Here is a 19,162-nt window from a genome sequence, read left to right as displayed (position 1 = left end):
TGATGTCGATGAACATCTAGAAGGCAATCGGATCAGCTGCCCTTGCCGCCGCACTTGCCGGAAGCAACGTTGAAGTTGCCGCAGGACATCGGCTTGCGCCAATCGGAGATCAGGTTCTTGCTGTCCGGCAGGTAATCGGACCACTCGTCGCCGACCACAGGCGCGGTTTCCTGAACGATGTCGAACTGGCCGTCAGCCTGGATTTCACCGATCAGCACCGGCTTGGTGATGTGGTGGTTCGGCATGACGGTGGACGTGCCACCCGACAGGTTCGGAACGGAGACGCCGATAATGCTGTCCAGCACGGCATCGGTATTGGTGGTGCCGGCGGCTTCGACGGCCTTTACCCAGGCGTTGAAGCCGATATAGGCAGCTTCCATCGGGTCGTTGGTGACGCGCTTGTCGTTCTTGGTGAACGCGTGCCATTCCTTGATGAATTCGGCATTGACGTCCGCATCGACGGACTGGAAGTAGTTCCAGGCGGCCAGATGCCCGACCAGCGGCTTGGTGTCGAGACCGGCGAGTTCTTCTTCGCCGACCGAGAAGGCGACGACCGGGATGTCTTCAGCCTTGATGCCCTGGTTGCCGAGTTCCTTGTAGAACGGCACGTTGGCATCGCCATTGATGGTCGAGACGACGGCGGTCTTCTTGCCGGCCGAGCCGAACTTCTTGATGTCCGAGACGATCGTCTGCCAGTCGGAATGACCGAACGGCGTGTAGTTGACCATGATGTCGGATTCGGCAACGCCCTTCGACATCAGATAGGCCTTGAGGATCTTGTTGGTCGTCTGCGGATAGACGTAGTCGGTACCGGCGAGAACCCAGCGCTTGACGCCTTCTTTCTTCGCCAGATAGTCGACGGCCGGGATGGCCTGCTGGTTGGGAGCAGCCCCTGTGTAGAAGATGTTGCGCGAGGATTCCTCACCCTCGTACTGGACCGGGTAGAACAGGATCGAGTTCAGCTCTTCGAAGACCGGCAGGACCGACTTGCGCGAAGAGGAGGTCCAGCAACCGAAAACAGCCGCAACCTTGTCCTGCGAAATCAGCTGGCGGGCCTTTTCGGCAAACAGCGGCCAGTCGGACGCCGGGTCGACGACGACGGCTTCGAGCTTCTTGCCGAGCACGCCGCCCTTCTTGTTCTGCTCGGCGACGAGCATCAGCATGACATCCTTGAGGGTGGTCTCAGAGATGGCCATGGTGCCCGAAAGCGAGTGCAGAACACCGATCTTGATGGTGTCGTCAGCGGCGAAAGCACCCTGCAGCGCCGTCGCTGACATTACGGCGGCGAGCAGCGCGCCACCCAGTTTGGATTTGCCCGATTTGGACTTGAATGTCATTGGTTCGAACCCCTCTTCTCGTTCGTCCGCAACGAAGAACTTAACCGTTGCTTAAGCGACTATCGGTTGCTGCATCGCAAAACCGTATACGTCGAATGACGTACCGGTGGGGGAGAAGGGGGAAGAAGGATGCCGTGGGTAGAAATCCCCACCCCGCTGGCGTCTTCAGCCAAACAGAACCGGCGCGGCCAGCATCGAGCGTACTTATTGATATCTTAACCATATTTGGATTTTATAACCGAACGCTCATGTAGGGCGGGGGGAGTTGTTTCGGTGTAGATCCCATGAGTAGCATCCTCACGAATGCTGGAGCTGCCTCCGCGCTCCAAATGCTTCGCTCCCTTGACAGCCAGATGTTTGGCACGCAGCGGCAGGTCTCGACCGGCTTGCGTATCGAACAGGCCTCCGACAATCCCGCTTACTGGTCGATCGCCACCACCATGCGGTCGGACAATGGTGCCCTCTCGACCGTGCACGACGCCCTTGGCCTCGGAGCAGCAAAAGTCGATACGGCCTATGAAGGCATAGCTGCGACGACCGATATCCTGGCGGCGTTCATGGCCAAGGTCGTTTCCGCCCAGCAGGACGGAATAGACAAGAACAAGATCCAGGAAGAACTGGAGCAGCTGAAGCAGCAGATCGTCTCGATATCCAACTCCGCGACTTTCGCCGGCCAGAACTGGTTGCGGTCGGACATGTTGGGCCAGGCCAGCGAAGCAGGCGCCAAGACTTCTGTCGTATCGTCGTTCGATCGCAGCGAGGACGGAACCGTCTCCGTCAAGACCATCGACGTCGATCTGTCGAAACTCGTACTGTTCAAGAATGGCGGCGGCGGAATTTTGCAGAAAGAACCTGATCCGGATCTGGGTTATGGCCTCGGCACGATCGGTGGATTGCTCGGATTTTCGACATCCGGTTATGGCGACGTACCGGGTCCGGTATTCGACCAACCCTTCACGATTACGAAATTCGACGTCGTCACGGTCCCCTTCTCAGTGGGTACGTCCAACGATACGTTCGTCATCACCAAAAGTGTCGTCGACCAGGCGCTCGGAGGCCAGATAGGATACGGCTTCGACGGAGATATCGAAAGCACGGCCGATTGGGCGAAAGTCCTGCTGCAGGCAACGTTTCTCAACAAGGCGCCCCCAGACATCCTGTTTGCGGCTCAGGGTGGAGCGCCGAATATCTTCTTTCGCGCCACCATTCCTCTCGCCGCGGAGCTGATCACGGTACAGCCGCCAGTTCACACCCGGACGCTGCCGCCGGAGGGTATCGATATTCTCGATATCGACGTCACCGATCCCGACATCGACTTTCCGACGATCACCTTGGTTCTCGACGAGATGCAGCAGAAGGTCATATCGGCCGGTGCTTACCTTGGCTCGATCAGGTCGAGGATCGAGATGCAGGAAGCATTTGGAAACAGTCTCGCCGACAGTCTCGACAGAGGCATTGGGCGCCTCGTCGATGCCAATATGACCGAGGCGTCGAGCAGGCTCAAGGCACTGCAAGTCCAGCAGCAACTCGCGACCCAGTCGCTTTCCATCGCCAATTCGGACGCGCGAAACATCCTGTCTCTCTTCCAGTAACGAGACCGTCGTCCTTGCCGGCAGGCGCGCATTGCGCACGCGATATATGACCTCCGAGGTAATCGACCCGGCGGCGGATGGCATCTATCCCAAGATCCAGCTTTGCAGCGCCAAAGGATCAGCCCCATGGCAGTCACCTATGTCATTCGTTTCGATATCCTCCCAGGCCAGCGCGACCGCTTCCTGACGCTTCTGAACGGCGTGCTCGATGCCATGCGGCGCGAGCCGATGTTCCACAATGCCATGCTGCACGCCGATCCCGGGAACGAGAACCGCATGATGCTCTATGAGACATGGGAGGATCATGGCGACGTGCTGGAGGTCCAGTTGAAGCGCCGCTATCGCGAGGAATGGCACGCGGCCCTGCCGGACCTGCTCGCCAGCCCGCGCGACATTTCAGTCTGGCATCCGCTGCGGGAAGACCGCGCCGCGTAAATCTTCGGCCAGGCCGTTCCCCCGTGGGAACATTTCTGCGCCTCACGCGCTTGCCTCCCCGGATCCGCCAACCATCCGAGGAGCTGCCCCGTGATCAACGACCTCTGGTACAAGAACGCCATCGTCTACTGCCTTTCCGTGGAAACCTTCATGGATGCCAATGGCGACGGGATCGGGGATTTCCAGGGGCTGCAGCGGCGGCTCGATTATCTCTCGGGCCTCGGCGTCAGCGCCATATGGCTGATGCCATTCCAGACCTCGCCAGGTAGAGACGACGGTTACGACGTCTCCGACTATTACAATGTCGACCCGCGTTACGGCACGCTCGGCGATTTCGTCGAATTCACCCACGGAGCCCGGCAGCGCGGCATCCGGGTGCTGATCGATCTCGTGGTCAACCACACCTCCAACCAGCATCCCTGGTTCCAGGACGCCCGAAGCAACCCGGACTCCCGCTATCGCGACTGGTATGTCTGGTCCGACAAGAAGCCGGCGAACGCCGACGAGGGCATGGTGTTCCCGGGCGTGCAGAAGACTACCTGGACCTATGACGAAAAGGCCAAGCAGTATTACTTTCATCGCTTCTACGATTTTCAGCCGGATCTCAACACCTCCAACCCGCATGTGCAGGCGGAAATCCTCAAGATCATGGGGTTCTGGATCCAGCTCGGTGTTTCCGGCTTCCGCATGGACGCGGTGCCCTTCGTGATCGCCGAAAAGGGTGCCGAGGTGAAAAAGCCGAAGGAGCAGTTCGACATGCTCCGGGTTTTCCGCGAATTCCTGCAATGGCGGCTCGGAGATTCGATCATCCTTGCCGAAGCCAATGTCGTGCCGAAGGAGAACCTCGCGTATTTCGGCGATGACGGCGATCGCATGCAGATGATGTTCAACTTTCACGTCAACCAGGCCCTGTTTTATGCGCTCGCCTCCGGAGACGCCCGGCCGCTTGCAAAAGCGATCGTCAATACCAGCGATCGGCCTGAAACGGGACAGTGGGGCATGTTCCTGCGCAATCACGATGAACTGGATCTTGGTCGCCTGACCGAAAAACAGCGCCAGAAAGTGTTTTCAGAATTCGGGCCGGACAAGAACATGCAGCTCTACGACCGCGGCATCCGACGGCGGCTGGCGCCGATGCTGGAGAACGACCGGAGGCGCCTGGAACTCGCCTACAGCCTGCTGTTTTCGCTGCCCGGCACGCCGGTCCTGCGTTATGGCGACGAGATCGGCATGGGTGACGACCTGTCGCTGCCGGAGCGCAACTGCGCCCGCACGCCGATGCAATGGTCGGCCGAGCCGCATGGAGGCTTCACCAAGAACGACAAGCCGGTCCTGCCGGTCATCAGCGGCGGACTATTCGGTTTTGAGCACATCAACGTCGCTGAGCAACGGCGCGACCCGAACTCGATGTTGAACTGGACGGAGCGCCTGATTCGGATGCGCAAGGAAGCCCCGGAGATCGGCTGGGGCGCCTGTACCGTCATCAACACCGGGGATACCGGCGTGCTGGCACTCCGCTACGACTGGCGCGACAATTCCGTGCTGGTAGTCCACAATCTGAATTCGAAGCCGGTCGAAGCAACCTTCGTGGTCGGTATCGGAGAGCACGGCGACCTTCTCATCGATATCGCAGACGGCGGTAACAGCGAGGCGGATGCGAACGGCCGGCACCGTCTCCTGCTCGACGCCTATGCCTATCGCTGGTTCCGGGTCGGCGGTCTCGATTACCTGCTGCGGCGCAGGGAGGTCTAGCCTAACCGCCCGCCCTCACCTCGCGCACGCCGCGGCCAGTCTTTTGCCGCAACAATGCCCGCAGCGTAACGCCATCCGCATAACCGACGAGTCCGGCGATTTCGTTGGGGCTCTTGTCGCTGGTCTTCAGGAGATGCACCGCACGCTCGACACGCAGATCCTGGAAATAGGAGAGCGGCGTCTTGCCGAGCACCTGCTGCATGCGCCGGGCCAGCGTTCGCTTGCTGGCGCCGACCGCATCGGCCGCGTTGTCCAGCGAAAACCCCTCCCCGAGACGGCCGCGTGCCCAGCGCTCGAAACGCTGCACCAGGGGATCGGCATGCGAAAGATGGTCGGTGATCACGTAAGCCGACTGCGACGGCCGGTTGTCGACGATGAGATAACGCGCCACCAGGCCGGCAAGCTCCGGGCTCACCTGCCGCACCAGCCAGAGCGCCATATCCATGTGACCAAGTGCGGCGCCCGCCGTCACCAGAGAGCCGGATTTCACCAGCATCTGACCGTCCTCCAACTGCACGGAGGGATAGCGCTGGCGGAAGAGCGGCGCGAGCCACCAACTGGTCGTCGATTTCTCCCCGTCGAGAAGGCCGGATTCGGCGAGCACGAACGTGCCGATACAGGCGGCGGCGATATTCATGCCCGCCGCGTTGGCCTCGCGCAACACCGCCCCCGCATCGCGGATGTCGGGACGGTCGAGAGCGGGCACCAGCACGTCCGGCATCTTACAGGCAATCGCCGGCACGACCAGCCAGCCGCCGGCCTTCGGATCGAAACTTCCGGAGATCGGCACCGCAAGCCCATGCGCCGTCTTCACCTGTTTGCGCACGCCGACGACCAACACATCGAAGGCCGGCACATCGAGCGACAGCATCGCCGCAAGCTCGTTTGCCATGGTGAACACGTCGAGCATGGTCGACAGGCCGGTATCGAAAACGGGATCGAGGGCAAGGATCTGCAGCTTCATGGCAAGAACACTATCAAAAATGTCAATATTGACAATAGGCAAACGGGCTGGCGTGGCGGAATATCGGGCTTGAAAGAGGTGCCTGACGAGCCCGTTGCGATAGGAAGAGAAGCATGAGCATGGACGTCACCACGATCGGCTTCACCAAAACGACCGCCGAAGATTTCTTCGGCCGCATCAAGGCGGCCGGCGTCAAACGGGTCCTGGACGTTCGCCTCCACAACACCTCGCAGCTTGCCGGTTTTGCCAAATCCGACGACCTCGCCTTCTTCCTGAAGACGATCTGCGGTGCCGGCTATGTGCACGAACCGCTGCTGGCGCCGACCGAGGAGATCATGACCGCCTTCAAGAAACAGAAGGGCGACTGGAATGTTTTCCAGAACGATTTCATGGGGCTGATGGCGGAACGCAAGGTGGAAGATCACTTTAAGGCCGAGCAGTTCGACGGCTCCTGCCTGCTCTGCTCGGAAGACAAGCCGCACCATTGCCATCGCCGGCTCGTTTGCGACTACCTGAATAGCAAATGGGGCGGCAAGCTCAGCATCCGCCATCTCTAGAATACAACCACCTCCAGAATCTCGACTGAACAACCAGACGCCCTAACGCCGCCGGGAGCAGCCTCCCCGCGTGGGAGACCCTTTGCCATGGCCTATGAAACCATCCTTGCAATCGCCCTTTTTTCGCTTGTCGGCTCGGTCTCGCCGGGGCCGAGCAATTTCATGCTGCTTGCCTCGGGCACCAATTTCGGCTTCCGGCGCACCGTGCCGCAGATCCTCGGCATTACGATCGGCCTTTCATCGGTGCTCCTGGCGGTCGGCTTCGGCCTCGGCGCCCTGCTGACGGCCTATCCGCCGCTCGCATTGGCATTGAAGATCGCCGGCGGCGCCTACCTGCTCTACCTTGCCTGGCGGATCGCCATGTCCCGCTCCGTCCCGAGCGGTGATGCGAGCGCCGCCAGGCCGCTCACCTTCCTCGAATCCGCCGCCTTCCAGTGGGTCAACCCGAAAGCCTGGGTCGCCGCGCTCACCGCCATGGCCGCCTATGCCAGCGCCGATAACCCGTTCGTTTCGGTGGTGCTGATCACACTCGTCGTCGCCATCATCAACCTGCCGAGCGTCGCCGTCTGGGCCGGCTTCGGCGTAGCGCTTCGGCAGTTCCTGTCCGATCCGGCCCGGCTTAAATGGTTCAACATCGTCATGGCGCTGCTGCTGGTCGCAACGCTCTGGCCGCTCTTGAAATAGCGGCGACCGGAAAGGCTCTCACTTTCCCGTCAAACGCAGGCTCGGACGATCGTGCAAGAACTGCGGAGAACCTTGATACCGCTTTCCTGCGCATCCGTTCCATAGATCCCATGCCCGCAGCGGCATCCCGCCGCTGCCTGCCACAGAGGATCAGCAACATGACTCAAATCACTGAAAAGGTGGTTCTTATCAGCGGCGCCAGCAGCGGCATCGGCGAAGGCACGGCGCGCATTCTCGCCGCCGCCGGCGCTAAGATCGTTCTCGGAGCCCGCCGCACCGACCGGCTGGAAGCATTGGCCGAAGAGATCGCCGCTGCCGGCGGCACCGTCCGCATCCGCCGGCTCGACGTCACCGATCGGCAGGACTTTCAGGCCTTCGCCGAATTCGCGCTGGCCGAATTCGGCCGCATCGACGTCATCATCAACAATGCCGGCCTGATGCCGCTGTCGCTGATGTCATCGCTGAAGGTCGAGGAATGGGATCGGATGATCGACGTGAACATCCGCGGCGTGCTCTACGGCATCGCCTCGGTTCTGCCGATCATGAACGGCCAAGGGTACGGCCAGATCATCAACATTTCGTCGATAGGCGGCCTCGGCGTGGTGCCGACCGCGGCGGTCTATTGCGCCACCAAATACGCGGTGCGGGCCATCTCCGACGGGCTGCGCCAGGAGAACGACAAGATCCGCGTCACCTGCGTCTATCCCGGCGTGGTGGAATCCGAGCTTGCCGGCACGATCACCGACCCGGTCGCGGCGGATGCGATGAAGACCTATCGCAGCGTCGCCCTCACGCCCGATGCGATCGGCCGCGCCATCCTGCATGTCATCGACCAGCCGGAAGACGTGGATACCAACGAGATCGTCGTGCGCCCGACCCGCACCCTGTAACCAGGTTCCAGGATGCGGTGGGGATTTACCGCACCGCATCATACTTTGCTTGCAAAACGCCGCGTCACAGCCGAAAGTGCACAATTGACGGTCTTCCCTCAAAAGGTGCTAGAAATTAGGCATGGCAGCGCGGCAACGCATCATTCCCGTTCGGCGTGAATACAATCGTTGGGTCGCCAACCAGACGCTGGAGGACTACGCCCTCCGTTTCACCGCCAAGAGCGCCCGCCGGTTTTCCTCCAGCCGCATTTCCCAGACCGCCATCGGTGCCATCTCCTTCCTGGCGCTGGAGGCGATCGGCGGCACGATTACCCTCTCCTACGGCACCACCAACGCAATTTTCGCGATCATCGCGGCTGCCGTCGCAATGCTGGCGATCGGCTGGCCGATCAGCCGTTACGCGATCCGCCACGGCGTCGATATCGACCTTCTGACCCGTGGCGCAAGCTTCGGTTATATCGGCTCGACCATCACCTCGCTGATCTATGCGAGCTTCACGTTCATGCTGTTTGCGATCGAGGCGTCGATCATGACCGGCGCGCTAGATCTCGCCTTCGGCATTCCGCCCTGGATCGGCTACATCATCAGCGCCGTGGTGGTCATCCCGCTGGTCATCTACGGCGTGCAGCTCATCTCTCGCTTCCAGCTGATCACCCAGCCGTTCTGGATCGTGCTGAACATCCTGCCCTTCGTGTTCATCGCCTTCATGGACTGGCAGAAGTTCGATCTCTGGCGTGCCTTTGCCGGCATCGGCCATTCGAACGCCCAGATCGGCGGCCCGGCCCCTTTCAATCTGGTCGAGTTCGGCGCAGCCTCGGCCGTCATCCTGGCGCTGATGCCGCAGATCGGCGAGCAGGTCGACTTCCTGCGTTTCCTGCCGCCGGAGGGGCTGCAGAAATGGCGCCACCGGTTCGCCGTCTTCCTCGCCGGCCCCGGCTGGGTGGTGGTCGGCGTGCCCAAGCTGCTGGCGGGCTCGTTCCTCGCTGTCCTGACGCTCTCGACCGCCGTGCCGATCCGCGAGGCGGCAGACCCGGCGCATATGTATTTCGCCGCCTTCGGCTACATGATCCCCAACGATACGGCCGCGCTGCTGCTGATGGCAGCCTTCGTGGTCGTCTCGCAGTTGAAGATCAACGTGATGAACGCCTATGCGGGCTCGCTCGCCTGGTCGAACTTCTTCTCGCGCCTCACCCACAGCCATCCAGGCCGTGTCGTCTGGCTGGTGTTCAACGTGGTGATCGCGCTGCTTTTGATGGAGCTCGGCATCTACCGGCTGCTCGAAGCGACGCTCGGCATCTTCTCGATCATCGCCATGGCCTGGCTCTGCACCATCTCGGCCGATCTCATCATCAACAAGCCGCTCGGCCTGTCGCCCGAAGGTATCGAGTTCAAGCGCGCCCATCTCTACGACATCAACCCGGTGGGCTTAGGCTCGATGTTCGGTTCGGCGGCGATAGCGCTCGCCGCCCATTTCGGCCTGTTCGGCCCGTTGATGACCTCGCTAGCCACCTATGTGACGCTGATTGCCTTCCTGCTGTCGCCGGCGCTCGCCTTTGCGACCAAGGGCAAATTTTACCTCGCCCGAAAACCGCGCCAGAGCTGGAAGACGGTCGGCTCGATCACCTGTTCCATCTGCGAACACCCGTTCGAGCACGAGGACATGGCGTGGTGCCCCGCCTATGCCGCGCCGATCTGCTCGCTCTGCTGCTCGCTCGATAGCCGCTGTCACGACATGTGCAAGCCGCATGCGCGGCTGAACACCCAGGTTGGCGCGGTCGCTCGCTCCTTCCTGCCGGAAAGCGTCATCACCCGGCTGACGACGCGCCTCGGGCGTTATGCCACCACGGCGGTATTTTCGATCTCGATGATCGGCGCGATCCTCGGCATGATCGCCTACCAGGTCAGCCATGCAACCCCCGTCAACGCCGAGGTCATCTATGGCACGGTGCTGATCGTCTTTTTCGTCTTCGCGATCATCGCCGGCATCGTTTCCTGGTTCTATGTGCTCGCCCATGACAGCCGGGTGGTGGCGGAAGAGGAATCTTCCCGCCAGAACACGCTGCTCCTCAAGGAAATCGCCGCCCACAAGAAGACCGACGCGGCACTTCAAGACGCCAAGGAAACCGCCGAGGCCGCCAATCGCGCCAAGAGCCGTTACGTCGTCGGCCTTTCCCACGAGCTGCGCACACCGCTCAACGCCGTGCTCGGTTACGCCCAGATCCTCGAGCGCGACGAGACCATCCCCGCCCCGCGCCAGTCGGCAATCAAGGTCATCAAGCGCTCCGCCGACCATCTGTCGGGCCTGATCGACGGGCTGCTCGACATTTCCAAGATCGAGGCGGGCCGGCTGCAGGTCTATTCCAACGAGATCAACATCCAGGATTTTCTCGACCAGATCGTCGAGATGTTCGGCCTGCAGGCACAGGCCAAGGGCCTAGCCTTCGAGCACGAGCGCGCCCGCGCCCTGCCGCAATATGTCCGCACCGACGAGAAGCGGCTGCGCCAGATCCTCGTCAATCTTCTCTCGAACGCGATCAAGTTTACCGACGAAGGCACGGTGAAATTCGACATCGCCTATCGCAGCCAGGTCGCTACCTTCACCGTCTCCGATACCGGCCGGGGCATCGCCGAAAAGGATCTCGGCCGCATCTACGAACCCTTCCAGCGCGGCGAGGCGGAAAGCATCAGGCCGATGCCCGGCCTCGGTCTCGGCCTCACCATCACCCAGTTGCTGACCAATACGCTCGGCGGCGAGATCGCGGTCGCCAGCACCAGGGGCGAAGGCTCGATCTTCAAGGTGCGACTGATGCTGTCCGCCATCGAGCGGCCCAACACGACACCGGCGGCGGAAAAGAAGATCGTCTCCTATACCGGCCCGCGCCGCACCATCGTCCTCGTCGACGACAACGAAGACCACCGCGACCTGATGCGCGAAGTGCTGGTACCGATGGATTTCGTTGTGCTGACCGCCAATAGCGGGCCGGACTGCCTGACCCTGATCGAGGGCGTAACGCCGGACCTGTTTCTGGTCGACATCTCCATGCCCGGCATGAGCGGCTGGCAGCTCGTGGCCAAGCTGCGCGAGAACGGCCAGGTGGCGCCGATCGTCATGCTCTCGGCCAATATCGGCGACGGCGTCGCCACCCATTCCGGCGACGAAGGCCATAACGACGCGATTGCCAAGCCGGTCGACATCCGCAGGCTTGCCGACAAGCTCGCCGCCCATCTCGGCCTCGTCTGGATCTACGAGAACGAAACGGTTATCCCGGCGGTCGTTGGCCCGAAAAAGCCGATCAAAAGTCCGGGGACGAACCACGTCCAGGACCTTTTGCGGCTCGGCGAAATCGGCTACGTCCGCGGTATCGAAGCGAAACTCGCCGATCTCGCCCGGGAGGAGGAACACCGCCCCTTCACGGAAGAACTCGGCGCCTACGTGCAGGCCTTCGACCTCGCCGGTTATATGAAATTCCTGAGCCGCCTTGAGGCAGAAAGGACGAGTGATGGCTGAAACTGCTCTGCCGCGCGATATCGTCCTTCTCGTGGACGACAGCCCCGAAACGCTGGGCTTCCTCACCGAGGCCCTCGAAAAATCCGGCTTTTCGGTGCTGATCGCCACCGCCGGCCAGTCGGCGCTCAACATCGTCGAGCGCATCACCCCGGACCTCATCCTGCTCGACGCGGTGATGCCCGGCATGGACGGTTTCGAGACCTGCCGCAAGCTGAAGACCAATGGCGCCGTTGCGCAAGTACCGGTCATCTTCATGACCGGCCTCACCGAGACCGAACATGTGGTCAACGCGCTCGATTCCGGCGGCGTCGACTATCTGACCAAACCGATCAACATCGACGAACTGCGCGCCCGCATCCGGGTGCACCTTTCCAATGCCCGTTCGGCCCAGAGCGCCCGTGTGGCGCTCGACGCCGCGGGCCGCCACCTGCTGGCGGTCAAGGCGAGTGGCGCCATCCACTGGTCGACCCCCCAGGCGACACGGCTGATCAACGCGGCCACCAACAGCGACGATGGGCTCGACATCGTTTCCCGCCGGATTTCCACCTGGATGGCCGAGCGTGACAAGCCCGGTTTTGCCCGCGACGTCGCCTTCGCCCTCGTCCAGAACGGCCAGGCGAGCCTACAGTTCTCCTTCCTCGGCGCGATCGGCGCCGACGAACATCTTTTCCGCCTGACGGCCGCCAACAAACGCCCCGACGACGAAGTGTTGCGCCAGCATTTCCCGGTGACCCAGCGCGAATCCGAAGTGCTGCTGTGGATCGCCAAGGGCAAATCGAACCGCGACATCGGCGACATCCTCGGCCTCTCGGCACGCACGGTGAACAAGCATCTGGAACAGATCTATGTGAAGCTCGGCGTCGAAAACCGCGCATCGGCCGCCGTTAAGGCCGCGCACGTGCTGCATGGCGAGGAACGGTCAGCGTAGCCGACAACGATCCGGCGAACCGTTTCGAGCGGCGAACAAGCTTCTCTGCGTGGCGACGACAGACGCTTCGCTGCAGTCAGGCTTTTTTGAAAAACTTGTTGATGACCAGACCAACGACGATCTGAACAACAAGCCCGGAAATACCGCCCCCGACCAGCTGACCAGCGAGCGCCGCAAAATCGACGCCTCCAGCCGCTGCGCCGCCGGCTCCAAGAAGCGAGCCAAGGATTGAACCACCGCCAACTCCACCGACCGCGCCGGCTATGATATTTCCGATCTGACCGAGATCGGCATCCTTCAGGATTTTCCCACCCGCGGCCCCGCCGACGGCACCGCCAATGACCTGGGCAATAACGGCACTCAGATCCATAACATCACCTCTCCTCAAATTGGATTATCCAGGCTTAGGACCTGTTGAATTCATCCAATCCAAGTGACGGATTTCGTACCCGGTTAGGAGGGAAAATGCAGGAAATGCTCGCACATTTTCAAATCTTCCCGACGCAGTCTTGGCGCGAAACCCGTCTCGTCCTTCGGGTTCGGCTGAATTTAACAGGCCCTGACCCTTGATATGCCAGATAGTGGAGATTTCCAAGTCCGGAATTCAGCTGCCAGTTTAGTGAGACTCCGGCGTGCCGCCTATAAGTGCTCCCAAACGCAAAGAAGCCCGGCTTTTGACCGGGCTCCCTTCTAAGATACGGTTGCCGATAACGGCTCAGCCCTGCGGGAAGTAGCTGTACTTGCCGTCCGGACCCTTCTTCCATTCGTACATGATATAGCCCGGAATCTTCGGGTCGCCCTTTGCGTCGAAGGCAATGTCGCCGAGAACGGTCTTGAACGGACCCTTTGCATGCAGCGTCTTGGCAACGGCTTCGGCGTCGTCGGCCTTGCCGGTTGCCTTGATGCCGGCAGCGATGACCTGCACGGCTGCGTAGGAATACAGCGTGTAGGCTTCCGGGTTGAAGCCGGCTGCCTTGAACTTGGCAACCAGGTCCTTGTTGGCCGGGTTCAGCGTCGGATCGGGGCCGAAGGTGTTGAGCGTGCCTGCGACGGCGTCGCCAGCGATCGAAGCCAGTTCGTTGGAGACGATACCGTCACCCGAAACGAGCGTGGCCTTGAGGCCCTGGTCCTTGGCCTGGCGGATGATCAGGCCGGCTTCGGTGTGGAGACCGCCCCAGTAGATGATCGTGACGCCAGCTTCCTTCATCTTGGAGATGAGAGCCGAGAAGTCCTTGTCGCCGACGTTGACGCCTTCGCGGATGACTTCCTTGAGGCCCTTGGCGTTCATTGCCTTCTTGGTCTCTTCGGCAAGGCCCTGACCGTAAGGCGTCTTGTCATCGATGATGGCGATCTTCGCGCCCTTGAACTTGTCGGCGAGGTAAGCGCCGGCAACACCGCCCTGCTGGTCGTCACGACCGCAGGTACGGAAGACGTTCCACAGGCCACGCTCGGTGAAGACCGGGTTGGTCGCAGCCGGGGTGATTTCCAGCATGCCGTTTTCGGCATAGACTTCCTTGGAAGCCGGAATGGACACGCCGGAGTTGAAGTGGCCAACCACGTACTTGACGCCGTCGGATGCAAACTTGTTGGCAACCGAGATGCCCTGCTTGGGGTCCGATACGTCGTCGCCGAGGACGATCTTGATCTTTTCGCCGTTGATGCCGCCGGCGGCATTGATGTCGGCTGCTGCCTGTTCGGCACCCTTCTGGAGCTGCGCACCGAAGGCGGCGTTCGGACCCGTGAGCGGACCGCCGACGCCAATAACGATGTCGGCCCATGCGCTACCGCTGAAGGCGACCATGGCCGTCAGCGCAACCGCGGAAAGAAGAGACTTCTTCATCGAGTTACTCCCAATTTTTTAGGTGAGCTGATTTTTCGAGACCGGACGCAATACCCACCATCACTGCGCCGGAAATGTTCCACTCTAGGTTACTTATGATTTCAACCCGAGCTAATCTGAGGACAGAAAAGTGCGGCTGTCAATCTTTCTTCTTGAAGGAGAAAGCCGAAGTCGGCTCGTAGAGCCAATAGTAATTCTGCACCATCTGGCGTGTCCGGCGAATGCGGAATCCGGCGCCCGAAAAGACGAGCAGGACGATCACGTCGAGGACGTAGTAGAACGGGCTGATGAACGGCCCCTGGAACAGCGCATAGTGCAGAAAACGCATCGCCACGCCGAGTAGCAGCGTATAGACCACCACCGTCGGATAGCCGTTCCAGCCCTCGGCGGCGGCCTTGCCCGACCGCCAGGCAGTCCAGAAACCGATCATCAGCACGAGGAAACGCAAGAGGTAACGCACGCCGCTGTCGCTTTCGAAAAACAGTCCCTGCATCCTAAATTCCTCCGGTCGTCAAAATCACAACCTTTGCGATCAATGCCGTCCACCTTCAAGGTAAGCGGCGCGCACTTCCGGATTGGCGAGAAGTTCTTTTCCGGAACCGCTCATCGTCACCTTGCCGTTGACCATCACATAACCGCGGTCGGAGAGCTTCAAAGCCGCGAACGCGTTCTGCTCGACGAGGAAGACGGTCAGGCCCTCTTCCTGGTTCAGCTTCTTGATCGCCTCGAAAATGCCCTTGACGATCAGCGGCGCCAGGCCCAGCGAAGGTTCGTCGAGCAGGAGCAGCTTCGGCCGGGCCATCAGCGCGCGCCCGATCGACAGCATCTGCTGTTCACCGCCCGAAAGCGTCCCTCCGCGCTGGCTCTGGCGTTCCTTGAGGCGCGGGAAGAGCGTGAAGATCTTCTCGACGTCCTCGTTGAAATATTTGAGGTTGTCGAGGCCGGCCCCCATCTGCAGGTTCTCGTAGACGGTCATGCGCGGAAAGATGCGCCGGCCTTCGGGAGACTGGGCGATGCGGCGCCGCGCGATCAAATGCGTCGGCAGCTTGGTGATGTCCTCGCCGTCGAAGATGATCGAGCCGGCTCGGGCCTGCGGGCTGCCGCAGATGGTCATCATCAGCGTCGACTTGCCGGCACCGTTGGCACCGATAAGGCTGACGATCTCGCCCTTGTTGACTTCGACATCGACGCCTGCGAGTGCACGGATATTGCCGTAATAAGTCTCGACAGCCTCGACTTTCAGAAGGTTCTCGGCCGCCATCAGTGATTGCCCCCCTCGAGTTCTACCGCAATCACCTCTTCCACCTCGTCATCCTCGACGCCGAGATACGCGGCGATCACTCGTGGGTCGTTCTTCACATGGTCCGGCGAGCCGTCGGAAATCTTCTGCCCATATTCCAGCACCACGACATGGTCGGAAATCTCCATGACCACCGACATGTCGTGCTCGATCAGCAGGATCGAAGCGCCCTCGTCACGGATCTGATGCAGGAGCGTGTTGAGAGCCGCCGATTCGCGCGGGTTGAGGCCGGCCGCCGGCTCGTCGAGGCATAGCAGTTCCGGATTGGTGCACATCGCGCGAGCGATTTCGAGCCGCCGCTGAGCGCCATAGGGAAGATCGCCGGCGGGATCGTCGGCGCGATCGGTCAGATCGGCCTTGTCGAGCCAGTACTTCGCCTTCTCGATCGAGGCATCGACGGCCCTGCTATAGGCCGGCAGGCCGAGAAGCCCGAGGATCGTGTAGCCCGATGCCTTCATCAAGGCATTGTGCTGCGCGACCAGCAGGTTTTCGAGCACCGTCAGGCCCGAGAACAGGCGGATGTTCTGGAACGTGCGGGCGACGCCGGCCAGCTTGGGGATCTCGAAGTCGCGCAGGCGTTCCAGCAGGAATTCCTTGCCGTCCCTGCGCTGCAGGGTGAGCATGCCCATGGTCGGTTTGTAGAAGCCGGTGATGCAGTTGAACACCGTCGTCTTGCCGGCGCCGTTCGGGCCGATCAGCGCGGTGATCTCGCCGCGCCGCACTTCCAGCGACAGATCGTTGATGGCCATCAGGCCGCCAAACTTCATCGACAGATGCTCGACCTTGAGGATCGTATCGCCAGCAATGCCACTCGTCATAGTCGTCGTTCCGGGAGCCATCAGCCGTGGCCCTCCTTGGTAAAGCTTCCTGAAACCGCCCGGCGCTCCTTGAGGAAGGCAGTCGGTTCTCGCGATCCGACGAAGCCGCGCGGCTTGAACAGCATGACGATGATCATCGCCAGACCGAAGAGCAGCATGCGGTAGAGTTCAGGGGTGAAGTCCGGTCCGAACACGGCCTTGAGGAAGGACATTTCGCGCAGCACCTCGGTACCGCCCACCATCACCACCGCGGCGATGGCAATGCCGGTCAGCGAGCCCATGCCGCCGAGAACGACGATTGCCAGGATCACGGCCGATTCCAGGAAGACGAAGCTTTCCGGCGACACGAAGCCCTGGCGGGTGGCGAAGAAGGAGCCAGCCACCCCTCCGAACATCGCGCCGGTCGCAAAGGCGGTCAGCTTGGTGGTGACGGTATTGATGCCGAGCGAACGGCAGGCGATCTCGTCCTCGCGCAACGCTTCCCAGGCTCGGCCGATCGGCATGCGCCGAAGCCGGATGGTGACGTAGGCGGTGAGCATGCAGAGCGCCAGGATGATGTAGAACAGGAATATCTTGTAATAGACCGAGGAAGCCGACAGGCCCCAGGCCTTGACGAAACTGTTCGCGCTGCCGGTATCGAAGGACCAGATGCCGAAGAACGAAGCCTTGGCGATACCCGAAATCCCGAATGTTCCCTTGGTCACGTCGGTCCAGTTGATCAGCACAAGGCGGATGATTTCACCGAAGGCGAGCGTCACGATGGCGAGATAGTCGCCCCTCAGCCTCAGAACCGGGAAGCCGAGAATGATCCCCCAGAGTGCTGCAAGAATACCCGACATCGGCAAGAGCAGCCAGAAGGACAGGCCAAAATAGGAGGACAGCAGCGCATAAGAATAGGCGCCGACCGCATAGAAGGCGACATAACCGAGGTCGAGCAGTCCGGCGAGGCCGACGACGATGTTCAGGCCCCAGGCGAGCATCACGTAGATGAGGATCTGGATGCCGAAATTGTCGACATATTTCAGCGAGCCCTGCTTGCCGACGATCAGCAGCGACAGGAAGGGATAGACCAGCAGGAAAACCAGCGCGATCTTGAGGAAATGCCGGTGGAAGAAGCTCTTGTTCTCGGAAATTTCCAGAACGCCGCTCTTCGCCTTGGCGAGCTTGCGACGGTCGACATGCGGCTTGATGACACCGACCGTCAGGAAGCGACCGACCGCCGCAACAACCACGAAGATCGCCAGCAGGCCCCAGCGGGTGCGCCAGACGAGCGCGTTGTTGATGTCCTGATAGGTCTCGATGCCGACGAACAGCAGGAACATGAAAAAGGCGATGACGCCGGCGAACAGTCCTTCCCGTACCGCCTTGGCAAGCACGTTCGGGTGACCGGTTTCGGTGGAAGCTGTCATGTTACACCTTCTCCACTTCCGGCCGGCCGAGAATGCCGGTCGGCTTGAAGATCAGCACGAAAGCGAGGATCGCAAACGTGGCGACGTCCTTGTAGGCGATGGAGAAATAGGCCGACCACAGCGACTCGATGAGACCGATCAGAAGCCCGCCGAGAACGGCACCCGGCAATGACCCGATACCGCCGAGAACCGCTGCGGTGAACGCCTTGACGCCTGGGATGAAGCCGTCGTTGAACGAGGCGACGCCATAATACATCAGATACATGCCACCGGCGACCGCCGCGAGCGCTGCACCCATGATGAAGGTGATCGAGATCGTCCGGTCGACATCGACGCCGAGCAGTGCCGCCATCTTGCGGTCCTGCTCGGTCGCCCGCTGGGCGCGGCCGAGCGGCGTCTTGTTGACGATGTACCAGAAGGCGAACAGCAGCACCGCCGTGATGATGACGATGAGCACCTGCTTCAGCGAGATGGTGATGCCGCCGATATGGAAGACGTCGGTCACCATCGGCGGGATCGGCTTGTTGCGCGGCCCCTGCGTCACCTGGATGAAGTTGGACAGCACGATCGACATGCCGATCGCGGTGATCAGCGGCGCAAGCCGGAACGAACCGCGCAAAGGCCGGTAGGCGACCCGCTCGATCGTCCAGTTCCACAACCCCGTCATCAGCATGCCGACAAGCAACATCAGCAGCAGAAGCAACGCCACCGGAATGCCGGCGAAGAAGGAGGTTGCGATCAGGAAGACGATGAGAGCGGCAAAGCCGCCAAGCATGAAAATATCGCCATGGGCGAAGTTGATCATGCCGATGATGCCATAAACCATCGTATAGCCGATTGCGACAAGGCCATAGATGGATCCAAGAGTCAGCCCGTTGATGAGCTGCTGGATAAAATACTCCATATATTTTCCCCTGGATGCGATCCCGGAAGGGTCACATCTCGTTTATTTGCCCCTTGCGGGTTCTTACGTTCTTTGGCGCATTCCATAACGTTTTCGTAAGGAATGGGAAGACAAAAAGCCACGAGACCGACAAAATCGCAGCACTTCTCAACAATCTGGCAACACAAAGATCAGAAATTCCAAAAAACCGGCAGCTTCTGTCGAAAAATTAGCCAAGGCGCCCGGTTTTCGAAATTAAAGATCG

Annotated in this window: 17 protein-coding genes; 8 read left to right on the top strand and 9 right to left on the bottom strand. The window is 60.8% G+C overall.

What is annotated here, in order from left to right; genetic code table 11:
* Positions 1-32: 32 nt before the first annotated feature.
* Positions 33-1,337, bottom strand: coding sequence for an urea ABC transporter substrate-binding protein (gene urtA, locus AC1D3C_RS13515; protein ID WP_038544573.1), 1,305 nt, complete (start codon positions 1,335-1,337; stop codon positions 33-35).
* Positions 1,338-1,621: 284 nt separating this feature from the next.
* On the opposite strand from urtA, the gene AC1D3C_RS13510 reads away from it, so the two are divergent.
* From AC1D3C_RS13510 to AC1D3C_RS13500, 3 genes are all read left to right on the top strand, one after another.
* On the top strand, positions 1,622-2,929 hold the full coding sequence (locus tag AC1D3C_RS13510; RefSeq protein WP_038544575.1) for a flagellin N-terminal helical domain-containing protein: 1,308 nt from the start codon (positions 1,622-1,624) through the stop codon (positions 2,927-2,929).
* A 126-nt stretch (positions 2,930-3,055) separates the two neighbouring features.
* Positions 3,056-3,364 carry a putative quinol monooxygenase gene (locus tag AC1D3C_RS13505; RefSeq protein WP_477483232.1) on the top strand — a complete coding sequence of 103 codons (309 nt, stop codon included), beginning with the start codon at positions 3,056-3,058 and terminating at the stop codon, positions 3,362-3,364.
* Positions 3,365-3,454: 90 nt separating this feature from the next.
* Positions 3,455-5,116 (top strand): alpha-amylase family protein, encoded by a 1,662-nt coding sequence (locus AC1D3C_RS13500; protein WP_477483231.1) that lies wholly within the window; start codon positions 3,455-3,457, stop codon positions 5,114-5,116.
* A gap of 1 nt (position 5,117) precedes the next feature.
* Here the strand turns inward: AC1D3C_RS13500 and AC1D3C_RS13495 are convergent, their stop codons facing one another.
* Entirely contained in the window at positions 5,118-6,080 is a 963-nt protein-coding gene (locus AC1D3C_RS13495) for a GlxA family transcriptional regulator (RefSeq protein WP_477483230.1), read from the bottom strand.
* Positions 6,081-6,193: 113 nt separating this feature from the next.
* Between AC1D3C_RS13495 and AC1D3C_RS13490 the strand changes: the two genes are divergently transcribed.
* From AC1D3C_RS13490 to AC1D3C_RS13470, 5 genes are all read left to right on the top strand, one after another.
* Positions 6,194-6,637 (top strand): DUF488 domain-containing protein, encoded by a 444-nt coding sequence (locus AC1D3C_RS13490; protein WP_477483229.1) that lies wholly within the window; start codon positions 6,194-6,196, stop codon positions 6,635-6,637.
* Between the two features lie 87 nt (positions 6,638-6,724).
* Complete coding sequence (locus AC1D3C_RS13485; protein WP_477483228.1) at positions 6,725-7,321, top strand: LysE family translocator; 597 nt, start codon at positions 6,725-6,727, stop codon at positions 7,319-7,321.
* A 158-nt stretch (positions 7,322-7,479) separates the two neighbouring features.
* The gene (locus tag AC1D3C_RS13480; RefSeq protein ID WP_477483227.1) at positions 7,480-8,211 is read left to right on the top strand and encodes an SDR family oxidoreductase; all 732 of its coding nucleotides are present in this window, start codon (positions 7,480-7,482) and stop codon (positions 8,209-8,211) included.
* A 121-nt stretch (positions 8,212-8,332) separates the two neighbouring features.
* Complete coding sequence (locus AC1D3C_RS13475; RefSeq protein WP_477483226.1) at positions 8,333-11,719, top strand: hybrid sensor histidine kinase/response regulator; 3,387 nt, start codon at positions 8,333-8,335, stop codon at positions 11,717-11,719.
* A complete protein-coding gene (locus AC1D3C_RS13470; protein ID WP_038544590.1) occupies positions 11,712-12,647 on the top strand; it encodes a response regulator transcription factor in 936 nt (311 codons plus the stop codon). Before AC1D3C_RS13475 ends, AC1D3C_RS13470 begins: the two co-directional genes overlap by 8 nt.
* Before the next feature lie 76 nt (positions 12,648-12,723).
* Here the strand turns inward: AC1D3C_RS13470 and AC1D3C_RS13465 are convergent, their stop codons facing one another.
* From AC1D3C_RS13465 to AC1D3C_RS13435, 7 genes are all read right to left on the bottom strand, one after another.
* The gene (locus AC1D3C_RS13465) at positions 12,724-13,017 is read right to left on the bottom strand and encodes a hypothetical protein (protein ID WP_477483225.1); all 294 of its coding nucleotides are present in this window, start codon (positions 13,015-13,017) and stop codon (positions 12,724-12,726) included.
* A 345-nt stretch (positions 13,018-13,362) separates the two neighbouring features.
* Complete coding sequence (locus AC1D3C_RS13460; RefSeq protein ID WP_247137235.1) at positions 13,363-14,487, bottom strand: branched-chain amino acid ABC transporter substrate-binding protein; 1,125 nt, start codon at positions 14,485-14,487, stop codon at positions 13,363-13,365.
* A gap of 139 nt (positions 14,488-14,626) precedes the next feature.
* Positions 14,627-14,980 (bottom strand): DUF6867 family protein, encoded by a 354-nt coding sequence (locus AC1D3C_RS13455; RefSeq protein ID WP_038544595.1) that lies wholly within the window; start codon positions 14,978-14,980, stop codon positions 14,627-14,629.
* Positions 14,981-15,019: 39 nt separating this feature from the next.
* Complete coding sequence (locus AC1D3C_RS13450; protein ID WP_038544597.1) at positions 15,020-15,748, bottom strand: ABC transporter ATP-binding protein; 729 nt, start codon at positions 15,746-15,748, stop codon at positions 15,020-15,022.
* Positions 15,748-16,626 (bottom strand): ABC transporter ATP-binding protein, encoded by an 879-nt coding sequence (locus AC1D3C_RS13445; RefSeq protein ID WP_038544599.1) that lies wholly within the window; start codon positions 16,624-16,626, stop codon positions 15,748-15,750. The genes AC1D3C_RS13450 and AC1D3C_RS13445 overlap by 1 nt, the downstream gene beginning before the upstream one ends.
* Entirely contained in the window at positions 16,626-18,014 is a 1,389-nt protein-coding gene (livM, locus tag AC1D3C_RS13440; RefSeq protein ID WP_038544602.1) for a high-affinity branched-chain amino acid ABC transporter permease LivM, read from the bottom strand. The genes AC1D3C_RS13445 and livM overlap by 1 nt, the downstream gene beginning before the upstream one ends.
* 1 nt (position 18,015) lies before the next feature.
* Positions 18,016-18,918: a branched-chain amino acid ABC transporter permease gene (locus tag AC1D3C_RS13435; protein WP_038544603.1), complete on the bottom strand. Its 903-nt coding sequence runs from the start codon at positions 18,916-18,918 to the stop codon at positions 18,016-18,018.
* Between the last annotated feature and the right edge of the window lie 244 nt (positions 18,919-19,162).

The sequence above is a fragment of the Neorhizobium sp. P1_A6 genome (assembly GCF_056406795.1).
This window is presented reverse-complemented; position numbering and strand designations above follow the sequence as displayed.